The 13,881-nt window shown below is 73.3% G+C and carries 12 protein-coding genes and 1 tRNA gene; 2 read left to right on the top strand and 11 right to left on the bottom strand.

Features of this window, described 5'->3' with window-relative positions:
- Positions 1–138: 138 nt before the first annotated feature.
- The 5 genes from AC1DYZ_RS13830 to rsmI form a co-directional block, all read right to left on the bottom strand.
- The gene (locus tag AC1DYZ_RS13830) at positions 139–1,041 is read right to left on the bottom strand and encodes a TatD family hydrolase (RefSeq protein ID WP_477065764.1); all 903 of its coding nucleotides are present in this window, start codon (positions 1,039–1,041) and stop codon (positions 139–141) included.
- Positions 1,042–2,835 carry a methionine--tRNA ligase gene (metG, locus tag AC1DYZ_RS13825; RefSeq protein WP_477065763.1) on the bottom strand — a complete coding sequence of 598 codons (1,794 nt, stop codon included), beginning with the start codon at positions 2,833–2,835 and terminating at the stop codon, positions 1,042–1,044.
- A 149-nt stretch (positions 2,836–2,984) separates the two neighbouring features.
- Positions 2,985–3,845 carry a DUF559 domain-containing protein gene (locus AC1DYZ_RS13820; protein WP_477065762.1) on the bottom strand — a complete coding sequence of 287 codons (861 nt, stop codon included), beginning with the start codon at positions 3,843–3,845 and terminating at the stop codon, positions 2,985–2,987.
- 300 nt (positions 3,846–4,145) lie between these two features.
- A complete protein-coding gene (locus AC1DYZ_RS13815; protein WP_477065761.1) occupies positions 4,146–5,270 on the bottom strand; it encodes a PQQ-dependent sugar dehydrogenase in 1,125 nt (374 codons plus the stop codon).
- A gap of 54 nt (positions 5,271–5,324) precedes the next feature.
- Positions 5,325–6,191: a 16S rRNA (cytidine(1402)-2'-O)-methyltransferase gene (rsmI, locus tag AC1DYZ_RS13810; RefSeq protein WP_477065760.1), complete on the bottom strand. Its 867-nt coding sequence runs from the start codon at positions 6,189–6,191 to the stop codon at positions 5,325–5,327.
- A gap of 65 nt (positions 6,192–6,256) precedes the next feature.
- Here rsmI and AC1DYZ_RS13805 point away from each other — a divergent pair, with 65 nt between their 5' ends.
- Positions 6,257–8,032 (top strand): dolichyl-phosphate-mannose--protein mannosyltransferase, encoded by a 1,776-nt coding sequence (locus AC1DYZ_RS13805; protein ID WP_477065759.1) that lies wholly within the window; start codon positions 6,257–6,259, stop codon positions 8,030–8,032.
- A gap of 4 nt (positions 8,033–8,036) precedes the next feature.
- Here the strand turns inward: AC1DYZ_RS13805 and AC1DYZ_RS13800 are convergent, their stop codons facing one another.
- A complete protein-coding gene (locus AC1DYZ_RS13800; RefSeq protein ID WP_477065758.1) occupies positions 8,037–9,503 on the bottom strand; it encodes a family 20 glycosylhydrolase in 1,467 nt (488 codons plus the stop codon).
- Between the two features lie 66 nt (positions 9,504–9,569).
- On the bottom strand, positions 9,570–10,544 hold the full coding sequence (locus tag AC1DYZ_RS13795; RefSeq protein ID WP_477065757.1) for a bile acid:sodium symporter family protein: 975 nt from the start codon (positions 10,542–10,544) through the stop codon (positions 9,570–9,572).
- 99 nt (positions 10,545–10,643) lie between these two features.
- Between AC1DYZ_RS13795 and AC1DYZ_RS13790 the strand changes: the two genes are divergently transcribed.
- Complete coding sequence (locus AC1DYZ_RS13790) at positions 10,644–10,919, top strand: GlsB/YeaQ/YmgE family stress response membrane protein (protein WP_477065756.1); 276 nt, start codon at positions 10,644–10,646, stop codon at positions 10,917–10,919.
- Positions 10,920–11,049: 130 nt separating this feature from the next.
- Here the strand turns inward: AC1DYZ_RS13790 and AC1DYZ_RS13785 are convergent.
- The 4 genes from AC1DYZ_RS13785 to AC1DYZ_RS13770 form a co-directional block, all read right to left on the bottom strand.
- Positions 11,050–11,122, bottom strand: a tRNA-Ala gene (locus AC1DYZ_RS13785).
- Between the two features lie 63 nt (positions 11,123–11,185).
- Positions 11,186–12,412: a hypothetical protein gene (locus AC1DYZ_RS13780; protein ID WP_477065755.1), complete on the bottom strand. Its 1,227-nt coding sequence runs from the start codon at positions 12,410–12,412 to the stop codon at positions 11,186–11,188.
- Positions 12,413–12,475: 63 nt separating this feature from the next.
- Positions 12,476–13,072, bottom strand: coding sequence for a GNAT family N-acetyltransferase (locus AC1DYZ_RS13775; protein WP_477065754.1), 597 nt, complete (start codon positions 13,070–13,072; stop codon positions 12,476–12,478).
- A partial coding sequence (locus AC1DYZ_RS13770; protein ID WP_477065753.1) for a molybdopterin molybdotransferase MoeA occupies positions 13,072–13,881 on the bottom strand: 810 nt, incomplete at its 5' end. The genes AC1DYZ_RS13775 and AC1DYZ_RS13770, both read right to left, overlap by 1 nt.

The following is a 13,881-nucleotide window of genomic DNA, read 5'->3' as shown; positions in this document are numbered from 1 at the left end:
CGCGGCGATCGGACAGGTGTCCAGGTGCGCGTCGGGCAGCACCGACCGTAACCGATCCGTGACCCGGGCGGGTAGTCGAGGTCCGCCCGCCGGGACCTCGGTCACCCGTGTGTCCGTCGACAGAACGGGACATATGCCTCACCACGTCCCGTAGACCGCCTCGGACGTCGCCGACAGGTCGGCGCAGACGTCCGGCAGGGGTCGCTCGGTCACCTCGGCGATCGTGCGGACGGTCCCCGGCAGCAGGTACGGCGCGTTCGGGCGGCCTCGGAACGGGTGCACCGTCAGGTAGGGCGCGTCGGTCTCGGCCAGCAGCAGGCTCGGCGGGACCTCTCGCAGCGCCCGGCGCAGCTCGTCGTTGGCCTTGAAGGACACCGGGCCGGCGAACGAGAGGTACCACCCGTAGTCCACCGCGAGCCGGGCCAGCCCGGCGTCGCCGCTGAAGCAGTGGAACACCGTGCGGTCCGGGGCGCCGTCGGCCAGCAGCACCTCGACCACCTCGTCGTGCGCGTCGCGGTCGTGGATCTGTAACGCCAGGCCGAGCTCCTTGGCCAGCGCGATGTGGGCGCGGAACGCCTCGCGCTGGACCGCCCGGCCGCGCGGCCCGGCGCGGAAGTGGTCGAGGCCGGTCTCGCCGATGGCACGGATGCGCGGGTTGCCTCGCGCGACCCTGGCCACCTCGTCGATGGCGTCCGCCAACGAGACGTCGTACGGCTCCTCCGGGTCCAGGCCGTCGGGCGCGTGCTCGACGACCTCCGCGTGCCGGACCGCCTCGTTCGGATGGATGGCGACGGCGCCGAGCAGCTGGTGGTGCTCCCGCACGGCCGTGTCTGTCCACGCGATCGCGGGCAGGTCGCAGCCCACCTGCACCATCCGGGTCACGCCGACGGACGCGGCGCGCTCCAGGTGGTCGTCGAGGCTCGGGTCCCAGCCGTCCGCCTCCCATGGCAGCACCGTGTCGAAGTGCGTGTGGTTGTCGACGACCGCGACCGGCAGGGGCTCGGGCGGCTCGGGCCAACCGCGATCCCTGGTGCGCGCCACTCAGGCCTGCCGGAGCCGCTCGAGCTCCTCCTCGACGATCGAGTCGTCGAGCTTGGTGAACACGGGCACCGGCTTGCCGATGGGCGTCCCCGGCACGATCGGGTTGGACGCCCACGGCGCGACTGTCCGGCCGAGCTCGTAGTCGCCCGTGATGATCGGGTACTGCCGCGAGTCGTCGTCGAGGTCGGTGACCTCCTCGATCCGCGGCAGCGGCGAGAACGTCCCCGTGCCGCCGAGCGTCTCGTGCACCTTCTGCGCCGAGTGCGGCAGGAACGGCGCCAGCAGCGTGTTGGCGTCGCTCACGGCCTGCGCGGCGGTGTGCAGCACGGTGCCCAGGCGGTCGCGGTCGCCCGTGAGCTTCCACGGCTCGGTCTCGGAGATGTAGCGGTTGGCCTCCTGGACCACCCGCATCGCCTCACCGATCGCCGCCTTGTTGCGGTGGCCGCCGAGCAGGTCGCCGACCTTGCCGAACCCCGCCGCGGTCGTCGCGAGCAGGCCCTGGTCCACGGGGAGCAGCTCTCCGGGCGTCGGGACCTCGCCGAAGTTCTTGTGGATCAGGCTCGCGGTGCGGTTGACCAGGTTGCCCCAGCCCGCGACGAGCTCGGAGTTGGTGCGCGTCTTGAAGTCCGCCCACGTGAAGTCCGAGTCCTGGTTCTCCGGGCCGGCCACCGACAGGAAGTACCGCAGCGCGTCCGGCTGGTAGCGCGAGAGCAGGTCGCGCACGTAGATGACGACGCCGCGCGACGAGCTGAACTGCTTGCCCTCCATGGTGAGGAACTCGCTGGACACCACCTCGGTGGGCAGGTTGAGCGTGCCGAACTGGCCCGGCGCGCCGCCCTTGGTCCCGCGGCCGTCGTAGGCCAGCAGCTCGGCCGGCCAGATCTGCGAGTGGAACGTGATGTTGTCCTTGCCCATGAAGTAGTAGCTCAGGGCCTCGGGGTCGTTCCAGAACGGGCGCCACGCGTCCGGGTCGCCGCTGCGGCGCGCCCACTCGATCGACGCCGACAGGTACCCGATGACCGCGTCGAACCAGACGTAGAGGCGCTTGTTCGGGTTGTCCTCCCAGCCCTCCAGCGGGACCGGGATGCCCCAGTCGATGTCCCGCGTCATGGCACGCGGGCGCATGTCGTCGATGAGGTTCAGCGAGAAGTTGAGGACGTTGGGGCGCCAGCCCTCGCGCGTCCGCAGCCACGCCTCGAGCGCGCTGGCGAACGCCGGCAGGTCGAGGAAGAAGTGGTTCGACTCCACGAACTTCGGCGTCTCGCCGTTGATCCGGCTGTGCGGGTTGATCAGGTCGATGGCGTCCAGCTGGTTGCCGCAGTTGTCGCACTGGTCGCCGCGCGCACCGTCGTACCCGCAGATCGGGCAGGTGCCCTCCACGTACCGGTCGGGCAGCGTGCGCCCGGTGCTCGGCGAGATGGCCCCCATGGTCGACTGCTCGATCATGTAGCCGTTCCTGTGCACCGTGCGGAACATCTCCTGCACGACCGCGTAGTGGTTGCGCGTGGTCGTGCGCGTGAACAGGTCGTAGCTGAGCCCGAGGTTGGTCAGGTCCTCGACGATCACCCGGTTGTACCGGTCCGCCAGCTCCTGCGGGCTCACGCCCTCCTGCTCCGCCAGCACGAGGATCGGCGTCCCGTGCTCGTCGGTGCCGGACACCATGAGCACCTCGTTGCCCGCCATCCGCATGTAGCGGCTGAAGATGTCCGACGGGACACCGAAGCCGGCGACGTGACCGATGTGGCGGGGGCCGTTCGCGTAGGGCCACGCGACGGCCGAGAGGATGCGAGACATGCCGCGATCCTAGGCGAGCGGGCCGGGGCGTCGTCGTGGCGTCCGTCCAACCCTGCCGCACTTGTGACGGGTGGGCGGGGTGGTGTGGACGCGGCGCCACTCACGCCACACGCGTCACAAGTGCGGCGGGGTCGACCGGGTTCGGACGCTCAGCGCCGGGCAGCGCTGACGGCAGCGGCGACCACCGCCACCAGCCGCGGGATGTCCCGCAGCACGTCCTCGGCGGTGAATCGCAGGACGACGTAGCCCTGCAGCGCGAGCTCGCGGTCCCGACGCCGGTCCTCGCGGAACTCGCGCCGGCCGGAGTGGAACGCGAACCCGTCGAGCTCGACGACGACCCGTCGGCCGACGACCAGATCGACCTCCCCCACCATCGGAATGACGACCCCGACCTCGACCGCCAGCCCGGCCGCGCGCAGAGCGAGCCGCGCAACGGTCTCGATCGGCGACCTGCTCCTGCCGTCCGCCCTGCCCAGCGCGACGCGTGCCGCGACGGGCGCAGTCAGGCCGAGCGAGCTCTCGATCGCCGCCCTCGTCGTCAGCCGTCGGTTCAGAGCGCTGTCGATGGCGACGACGGCATCCTCCGGGGAGCAGCAGAGCAGCATGCGCGCGAGGGCCGCCGCTAGCGGGACGGCGATACGTCCCGGAGTTCGTCGCCCGCCAGCCGCAACCTCACGATGGATCACGCACGGGGTGCTGTCGCGGACGGCGGACCGCAGCGTCCCGCGGTTCCGAGGTACCGCGACGTGCGGACGGTCCGGCTCTCGCAGGACGGCAACACCGGCCAGCTCGGCGGCGGAGATGCAAGCCACGAGCGCACCGTGCGTCGCGGCTGCCACGACGGCGTCCGGTGTGCCTGGCAGCCGGTACACGCCCCGCCCCACGCGGAGAACCGTCCCGTCGGCGACCGCCCGACCCAGCGCGTCGTCGTCGGCACGTCGTCGCACGAGGTCGCTGCGCCGCCCGGCACCGCCGAGCGCCGCCAGCCGCTGAGAGATGGGAGACCACACCCGGGGATCCGACCGCGGCTGCGATGGCAGGCGGATCGACGTGCGGCGGTTCTGTGGGCACACGGGCATGTGTCGGGTGCTGGGGGCGGGTGGGCGACGGGGGGCGTCGTCGTCGGAGGCTGCCGCACTTGGTGCGTGTGAGCGCCAACGCGCACCTCCAGCCGCCTCAACAGCACCACCGGTCACAAGCGCGGCAGGGTCGAGCGCCCTCGGCGGCGGCCTGCGCCATGCGGCGGCCGGCACCGAGCCGCGGCCTGCGCCACGCGGCGGCCGGCACCGAGCGGCGGCCTCCGCTCTCCCTCAGCCGACGACCACGCGCAGGATGCGGTCGTCGCCCGGGCGCGGCTCCCCGCGGCCGTCGGTGTTGTTGGTGACCACCCACAGCGACCCGTCCGGCGCGACCGCGACCGCGCGCAGGCGCCCGTACTCCCCTACCAGCAGCGCCTGCGGCGTCCCGACGCCGTCGGCGGTCAGCGGCACACGCCAGAGCCGCTCCCCGCGCAGCGCGGCCAGGTACACGCCCTCGTCGGTGACGGCGAGGCCGCTCGGCGAGGCGTCGTCGGTCGCCCAGGTGGCGACCGGCGCGACGAACGCCGGATCGTCGGACTGCCCCTCGACCGCCGGCCAGCCGTAGTTGCCGCCAGGTTCGATGATGTTGAGCTCGTCCCAGGTGTCCTGCCCGAACTCGGAGGCGAACATCCGACCGTCCGGCGCCCAGCCGAGACCCTGCACGTTCCGGTGCCCGAGGCTCCACACGGGCGAGTCCGGCTCGGGGTTGCCCGGCGCGGGGTCGCCGTCGAACGTGACCCGCAGGATCTTGCCGTTCAGGCTGTCGGGGTCCTGCGCGGAGGGCCGGTCGCCGGCGTCGCCCGTCGTGACGTAGAGGTAGCCGTCGGGGCCGACCGCGAGCCGGCCGCCGTCGTGGTTGCCCGCCTTGTGGATGCCCGTGACGATCGGCCGCAGCTCCCCGAGCGTCGAGCCGTCGAGGGCGCCGACCAGCACGCGGTTGTCGTCGGCGGCCGTCGCGTAGAGGGCCAGGTCGACCGCGCTTCCCGACGACCTCAGAACGGCCACGCCCAGCAGGCCGCCCTCGCCGGCCGGGACGACGAGATCCGTCAGCTGGTCGGCGCCCGGTCCGGTCACCGTCGTCGCGGCGCCGTCCGCTCCCACCCGGATCAGGCGCGCGGCATCGCGGAGCGTGACCACGGCCACGCCGTCCGGCAGGAACGCGAGACCCCACGGGACGTCGAGGTCGCCGATGATCTCGTCGACCGAGGTCACTTCGACGGTGGCCGGGGCTGCGGGAGCGGTCGACGAGGACGACGACGCCGCCGGCGACGGGCTCGGCGCCGGCCCGTCGGGGCCACAGGCCGCGAGCGCGACGGCGCAGACGGCCGCCGCGACCGCCCGACCCAGCCAGCTCATGCTCCAGCCCAGCACGGCCCGCGCTCGCCCGCACTCTGGGGCCACGTGCGGCGGTCAGCGGCTCTTTGCCGCCAGGGCCGCGGCGTACAGGTCGCGCTTCGGGACGCCGGCCGCGGCGGCGACCTCCGCGACGGCGTCCTTGAGGCGCTCCCCACCGTCCGCGCGGGACAGCACCTCGGCCACCAGGTCGGCGGTCGAGAGCTCGACGGCGCCCACCGCTCCGCCGACCACGACGACGATCTCGCCGCGCACCTGGTCGGCCGCGGCCCACGCCGCCAGCTCGCTGAGCGGGCCACGGACGATCTCCTCGTAGGTCTTGGTCAGCTCGCGGCAGACGGCGGCGGGCCGGTCGGGGCCGAACGCCCCGGCCATCGCGCCCAGGGTGTCGTCCAGCCGGTGCGGCGCCTCGAAGAACACCATCGTGCGGCGCTCGTCGGCCAGCAGCTCGAACGCCCGTGCGCGCTCCCCGGGCTTGCGGGGCGGGAAGCCCTCGAAGCAGAAGCGGTCGGTCGGCAGACCCGACAGCGCGAGGGCCGTGAGCACCGCGCTCGGCCCGGGCGCGGCCGTGACGGGCAGCCCGGCGGCGACCGCCGCACCCACCACGCGGAAGCCGGGATCGGAGACGGCGGGCATCCCGGCATCGGTCACGACGACGACGGTGCCGCCGCCCGCGACGACCGCGAGCACGTCCGCCGACCGCTCGACCTCGTTGTGCTCATGGAAGCTGACCACCCGCCCGCCGATGTCCACGCCGAGGCGCGCGGCGAGCGCACGCAGCCGTCGCGTGTCCTCCGCGGCGACGACGTCGGCCTCCGCGAGCAGCCGTCGCAGGTGCGCGGAGGCGTCCTCGGTATTGCCGATCGGCGTCGCGGCCAGCACGAGGCGGCCCGGGGTCTGCGCGGAGGGGCTCACGGGGGTCACACGCTGCAGCCTGCCACCTGGACGGCCCCCTCCCGCAGCACAGCCCCCACCCCTACGATGACCCGGTGCCGCCCACCGGAGACGCCGACGCCTCGACCCTGACCGAACGTCAGGGAGTCGCCGCCGCCTCCCCCGGTCCCGACGACGCACCGACGGACTACCTGCCCGCGGACGCGTCGGCGCCCACCGAGACCGACGTCCCGGTCGAGGTCGTGCCCGACGGTGAGCCGCGCGCCGTGGAGGGACCGCAGGAGTCGCACCGCGGCCGGTTCCTGCGCCGGCTCCTCGGCGACGACAGCCTGGCGCTCGACCGCGACCCGCGCGCTCGCCTGACGGGCTGGGCGTGGGCGCTCGCGGTGACGCTGCTCGGCGGGCTCCTGCGGTTCTGGGACCTCGGCCGCCCGCACAAGCTGGTGTTCGACGAGACGTACTACGTCAAGGACGCGTACTCGCTGCTGGTCAACGGCTTCGAGGCGCAGTGGGGCGACAACCCCAACCCGGCGTTCGAGGCCGGCAACACCAGCGGGCTGACCGACGTCGGCGAGTACGTGGTCCACCCGCAGATCGGCAAGTGGCTGATCGCGCTCGGGATCCACGTCGGCGGCGGGGTCGGCAGCTCCGCGGCATGGCGGCTCTCGGCGGCCATCTGCGGGACGCTCGCGGTGCTCATGGTCGCGCGCATCGGGCGCCGGCTGTTCGCCTCGACGGCTCTGGGCACGACGGCCGGCCTGCTCATGGCGGTCGACGGCGAGGCGATCGTCATGTCGCGCGTCAGCCTGCTCGACCCGTTCCTCATGTTCTTCCTGCTCGCGGCGTTCGGCGCGCTGCTGCTCGACCGCGACCAGGCCCGACGACGACTGGCGGACCGGGCCGCGGCGCGCCTCGACGCGGGCGAGGAGCTCCAGGACGGTCCACGCCTCGGGGTCCGCTGGTGGCGCCTCGCGGCGGCGGTGCTGCTGGGCCTCGCGCTGGGCACCAAGTGGTCGGCGATGTACTTCCTCGCGGTGTTCGGCCTGTTCTCCGTGGCCTGGGACATCACCGCGCGACGCACCATCGGGGTCCGGCACTGGATGCGTGCCGGGATCGTCAAGGACGGGATCGTGGCCGGGGTCGCGATGGTCGGCATCGCGGTCTCCGTCTACCTCGCCTCGTGGTGGTCGTGGTTCGCGCACCGGCAGTCGTACGGGCGGCTGTGGGCCGAGCAGAACCCCGACCAGGGGGTCCAGTGGCTGCCGCCGGCGCTGCGCTCGTTCTGGAAGTACCACCAGGACATGTGGGCGTTCCACAACGGTCTCGAGACCCCGCACTCCTACGCGGCCCACCCGCTCGGGTGGATCGTGCAGTGGCGGCCCACGTCGTTCTTCTACCCGACCGAGGTCTCCGGGCTCACGGGCCAGGCGGCCCAGGACGCGTGCGGGGGCCCCAGCTGCTCGCAGGCGATCGTCGCGCTGGGCAACCCCGTGCTCTGGTGGTGCGCGGCGGCGGCGATCATCGTCGCGGTCGTCTGGCTGTTCCGCTACTGGGACTGGCGCGCCGGCGCCGTGCTCTCCGGCATCATCGCGGGCTGGCTGCCGTGGTTCGCCTACGCGCACCGCACGATCTTCACGTTCTACTCGATCGCGTTCACGCCCTGGGTCGTGCTCACGCTCGTCTACGTCATGGGGCTGGTGGTCGGCCCGAAGGACCTGGACCCCCGCGGCAGGCGGTGGGCGATCATCGGCTGCGGGCTGCTGGTCGGCCTGATCGTGCTGGTCAGCGCGTTCTTCTACCCGGTCTGGTCCGCGTGGGTGGTGCCGTACGACTTCTGGCACTCCCACATGTGGCTGCGCACCTGGATCTAGCCGGTCAGCTCGGCCAGTCCACCTGCGGGCTGCGGTAGAAGGGCAGACCCAGCCGGTCCCAGAACGGTGCCTGGCGGGCGACGCGGGTGCGGAAGTCCTCCCAGTCGCGCCGCTCCGGCGTCGACCAGGCCACCTCGGCGATCGCGGCCAGGCGCGGCAGCAGCATCTGGACGAGCGACGGCAGGTCGCGCAGCGTCTCGGTCCAGACGGCCGCCTCCACGCCGATCACCGATGCCGCAGGCACGCCCTCGATGAGGGTCGACGGCTCCCAGTCGTAGGCGTCGCGCAGCTCGATGTGCCCGGCCCACTCGAGGCCCAGCTCGGTGCTGGCGTCGTACTTCATGTCCAGGTAGGCCTTCGACCCCGGCGACATGAGCAGGAGCGCCCCCGCCTTCGCCGCCTCGACGAACGGCGCGGGATCCACCCGGGTGTCCCAGTACTGCACCACCGTGCCGGGCTCGAGCGGGGTGTGCGCGATCTCCTGCCAACCGACCACCTTCTTGCCCGCCGCGCGGACCGCGTCCGACGCGGCGGCCACCAGGGTCGCGTACTCGTCGGCCTCCATGGTCAGCACCTCGTCGCCGCCGATGTGCACGTAGTCGCCCGGCGTCATGGCGGCGACGTCGGCGAACACCTCGCGCAGGAACGGGCCGGTGGCGGGCAGGTCGGCGTGCAGCCGGCTGAAGCCGACCTCGATGCCCGTGTACTCGTCGGTCGGCTCCCCGGACGGGGTCAGGTCGCCGTAGGCGTGCGTGGCGGCGTTGACGTGCCCGGGGACATCGATCTCGGGCACCACGCGGACCCCACGCACCGCGCCGTACGCGACGATGTCGGCAAAGTCCTCCGCCGAGTAGTAGCCGCCCGGGTCGCCGTCCACGGCCGTGCTGCTGGACAGCCGCGTCAGCAGCGGCCTCGACCGCACGTGCAGCCGCCAGCCCTGGTCGTCGGTCAGGTGCAGGTGCAGCACGTTGAGCTTGTAGTGCGCCATCAGGCCGATGACGACCTTGAGGTCCGGCACGGTGACGAAGTGCCGGGCGACGTCGACCGACAGGCCGCGCCACGCGTAGCGCGGCCAGTCCTCGATGCGGACCGCGGGCACCCGGACGGTCCCGCCGGGAGCGGTCACCACCAGCTGGCGCAGCGTGACGATGGCGCGCACCAGACCGGCGGGCGTCCGCGCCTCGAGGTCGATACGGCCGTTGCGCGCGACCAGCCGGTAAGCCTCGTCGCTGGGCGGCAGGGAGTCGACCAGCCGGAGCCGCACGATGTCGGACGCCCCGGCCTCGGCGTAGCGCACCTCGACGGCGTGGCCGCTGACGCGTCCCAGCAGGTCCGCGGCGAGCACCGCGATGCCGATGAGGTCCGGGCGGCCGTCGACGACCACCGTGGTCGCCTGCGTGAACACGAACGGCGCGTCGGCGGTCCGGTCGAGCACGGCTGGCTGGGGGACGACGGCGATGACGTCGGGCACGAAAGCTCCTCGGCGGGGTGTGCTGATGGGCTCGGATCGACTCTGTCGAATCGTTCCGGGGAGACGCTACTCGACCTGCGCGGCCAGCCGGCGCGCGAGCACCGCGCATGTCGCCAGCTGCAGCTGGTGGAACACGATCACGGGCAGGGCCACGGCGGCGGCGAGGGTCGGGCTGAACAGGACGGCCGCCATCGGCAGGCCCGTCGCCAGGCTCTTCTTCGACCCGCACATGAGCAGCGCGACCCGGTCGCCGCGATCGAGCCCGAGCCGCCCGCCTCCCGTCCACGTGAGCACGAGCATCGTGGCGAGCATCGCCGCGCAGACCGCCACGAGGACGACGACGGCGACCCAGGTGACGTGCGCCCACGCGCCGGAAACTGTCGCCGCGCTCACCGAGGCGTAGGCGATGAGAACGATCGAGCCACGGTCGGCCACGCGGGTGAGACGTGCGTGCGCCCGGACCCAGGGGCCGATCCACCGGTGCACCAGCCGGCCGACGGCGAACGGCAGCAGCAGCTGGAGCAGGATGCCCGCCGGGTTCCCGACGCCTCCCGTGGTGCGCACCAGGAGCAGGCCGACCAGCAGGGGCGTGAGCACGATGCCGACCAGGTTCGAGATCGTCGCCCCCGTGATCGCGCCCGCGACGTTGCCGCGCGCGACCGAGGTGAACACGATCGAGGCCTGCACCGTGGACGGCAGCAGGGACAGGTACAGCAGACCCGTCTTGACCTCGGGCGAGACGAGCGCGTCCGGCAGCAGCTGCACCAGCAGCCCGAGCAGCGGGAACGCGACGTAGGTGGCCGCGAGCATCGACCCCTGCAGCCGCCAGTTGCGCAGCCCGGCGCGGACCTCCGCCGTCGACATGCGGGCGCCGTAGAGGAAGAACAGCAGAACGATCGCCGCGGTGCGCAGCAGGTCGAGGACGTCGGCCGCGGTGCCGCGGGCCGGCAGCAGGAGCCCCAGCAGCAGGGCCGAGAGGATCAGCACCACCAGCGGATCGATCCATCCGCGGAGCGTCCGGACGGGCGCGATCAAGGGCACGGCGACAGTGTGTCACCGCGCTCAGCGCGCGGATCCGGCGGATCCCCCCTAGATTCACTCGTCGTACTCGAACGAACCCCTCGAAGTCAAGGAGTTCCCATGACCCCCGAAGGCATCATCTCCGCCATCATCATCGGCGCCGTGATCGGCATCCTCGGCCGTCTCCTCGTGCGCGGTCGTCAGCGCATCTCGGTCCTGCTGACCATCGTCATCGGCATCGTCGCGGCCCTCATCGGCACGTGGCTGGCCAGCCTGGTCGGCGTGCAGAACACCGACGGCGTGGACTGGATCGAGCTCCTGTTCCAGGTCGTCCTCGCCGCGGTCGGCGTGGCCGCGGTCTCCGGCAGTCGCAGCCGCCGCCGCAGCCTGATCTGAGCATTGCGTCGAAGGCGGCCCCACCCGTGGGGCCGCCTTCGCCATCCCTAGCCACGTCACGCAGGCGACCAGAAGACCCTGAGAACGGCGAAGGCGGCCTCCCGGATGGGGGGCCGCCTTCGTCTGCGGGTGGAGCTGAGGGGATTCGAACCCCTGACCTTCTCATTGCGAACGAGACGCGCTACCAACTGCGCCACAGCCCCGCGAGCGGGCTAAAGACTAACACCAGCGTTGGGCCTATCGCGAAATCGCCAGAGCCACGCCGCTCACTCCCCGGCTGCGCGGCGCTTGGCCAGGACGGCGTTCAGGTCGATGCTGCCGGTCGTCTCCACCGGCGCCTCGAGCGGTGCGCGCTCGGCGTCGGCGGGCGCCTCGACCTCCGCCGTGCGGGCGGCCGTCGAGCCCTCGAGGTTGTCCAGCGGGGCCGGCTCGCGGCGGGGGGCCGACGCCTTCATCGTGTAGGTCGGGCGGGGCACCGGGACCGGGGACCACGCCTCGTCCTCGTCGGTCGGCGTCGCGCGGTCGGTCACCGAGCGGCGGACCACCGGGACCTGCCCGGTCGACGCGTGCCGGGCGGGTCCGTCGGACTCCCCCTTGTCCTCGACGATGCGCTCGAAGATCTCGGTGCTGGCGTCGGACGGGTGGACGGCGCGGCCCGTGACGAAGGCCATCGGCGCCGCGGTGGGCGCCGCCGTCGCGGTCTCGGCCGCAGTCTTGGCAGCGGCAGGCTTGGAAGCCGACGTCGTGGCAGCGGTGGCCTGGGAAGCCGACGTCTTGGCAGCGGTGGCCTTGGAAGCCGACGTCTCGGCAGCGGCCGGCTTGGCAGCGGCGCTCGGTGCGGCCGCGCTCGAGGCGGTCGCCACCGCCCGCATGGCGCCGGTGCGCGGCCCGGAGGCCACGCGGCGCTCGTCGGCGATCTTCTGCTCCCAGGCCTCGTCGGCCTCGCGCCCCGCGAGGACCGCACGACGGCCGAGCACGAGGACGGAGCCGAGCAGGACGGTGGGCACGGCGCCGGCGACCCACGTCACCATCGGGCTCAGCCCGACGGCGGCCCAGCCGAGGACGGTCGCGACCACGAGCAGGCCCGCCAGGACGGCGCGTCGGCGCGCGGCAGCGGCTCGGCGGGCGACCGAGGCCGCTCGGGCGGCGCGTGCCTGCGCGGCGCGGCGTGCGGCGTCGGCGGTGATCCGGTCCTGGGTGCCGTGCGGTCGGTCCACGGTGGTGCCTCCTGTCGCGCTCCCGGTGGCCACCGGGAGCCCCTTGCTCGGGGTCAGCAGCCCCGCGGTACTGCTTGCCGTCGGCCCGCACTCCGCGGAGGCGGCCTCCTGGCGGATGCGCCGGTCGCTCACCGCGACCACGCGCAGCGCCTCGGAGAACCGGTCGTCCGCCCGGGACTCGAGCAGCTGCTGCCGGTGCCGCAGCTTGTGCGGCACCAGGTACGCCACCCACAGGACCACCAGCGCGAGCGCGACCGGTCCTGCGAGATCGTTCACGTCACGACGGTAGGCGCCGGGGCCGCACCTCTCCGGGACCGCCCCGGCGTGTCGGCCTGTGCGTCACCCGTTCCGGGCCCGCCAGCGCGCCAGCAGCCCGTCGGGGACGTCCTCGACGGTCAGGGCGAACGTGCGGTGGTCGCACCAGCGGTCCTGGATGTGCAGGTACTTCTCGCGCAGCCCCTCGTCGCGGAAACCCAGCTTCTCGACGACGCGCAGGGACGGCCGGTTCTCCGGGCGGATGTTCACCTCGACGCGGTGCAGCCCGAGCGCGGTGAAGCAGTGGTCGGTGGACAGGGCCACGGCGGTCGGCGTGACGCCGAGGCCCGCGACGTGCTCGGACACCCAGTACCCGATCGCCGCCGACCGCAACGAGCCGTACGTGATCGAGGAGACCGTGAGCTGGCCGACGAGCGTGCCGCGCAGGTCGACGGCGAAGGGCAGCGTGACGCCGGCGCGCGCCTGCGAGGACAGCGAGCGCACGAACGTCCCGAACGACGGCCGCGGCCCCGTCACCGGCACCGGGCTCGTGGCGTCCCACGGCTCGAGCCACGCGGCGTTCTGCGCGCGCAGCGCCATCCACGTCTCCTGGTCGCGTCGCCGCAGCGGACGCAGCCGCACGTCGCCCTCCACCAGCACGGCGGGCCAACCCGGTGCCATCAACCCTCCAGCACGAGGCAGTGGATCACCTGGCGGGGGTGCACCGTCAGGTCCTGCTCGCCGACGACCGCGAGCGCGTTGGCCTGCGCGAGCGCGTTGATCGTGGGCGCCGACGGGTCACCGATGGGGGTGAGGTGGTACCCCTCGTCGGGCGAGCCCAGCACCGTGGCGGGCACGAACTGCCGGAGCCCGGGCGGGGACAGCCAGCCCTCGGTGACCTCCGCGGCGACCGACGGCCGGAACAGCTCCGCGTGCCCGGCCATGGCCCGCAGCGCGGGCCGGACGAAGACCTCGAACGACACCTGCGCGGCGACGGGGTGCCCCTGCAGGGCGAAGATCGGGACGGACTTGTCGCTGGCCAGCTCGTCCGCGACCGTGCCGAAGCCGTGCCGCTGCCCGGGTGTCATCGCGATGTGGTCGAGCCGCACGCTACCCATCGGCGCCAGCACGTCCTTGACCGTGTCGTTCGTCAGCTCCGACAGGCCACCGGTGATGACGATGAGGTCGGCGCGGACCAGCTGGTCCTCGATCGCCTCGCGCAGGATCGCGCGGTCGTCGCCCAGGATGCCGACCCGCACCGAGGCGGCACCGGCGTCGCGCACCGCGGCCTCCAGCGCGTGCCCGTTGGCCTCGAACACCCCGTTCCCGGACCGGTCCGCGTTCGTGCCGGGCTCGACCAGCTCGTCGCCGACCGAGAGAAGGACCACGCGCGGCGTCGGGTGGACCCGCAGCCGGCCGCGGCCCATCGCTGCGGCCAGGGCCAGCTGGCGGGCGCCGAGCCGGGTGCCCGCCGCCAGCACGACGTCCCC

The organism is Cellulomonas sp. P1_C4, from assembly GCF_056406355.1.
The sequence above is the reverse complement of the archived record's forward strand: the minus strand, read 5'-3'. Positions and strand labels throughout refer to the sequence as shown.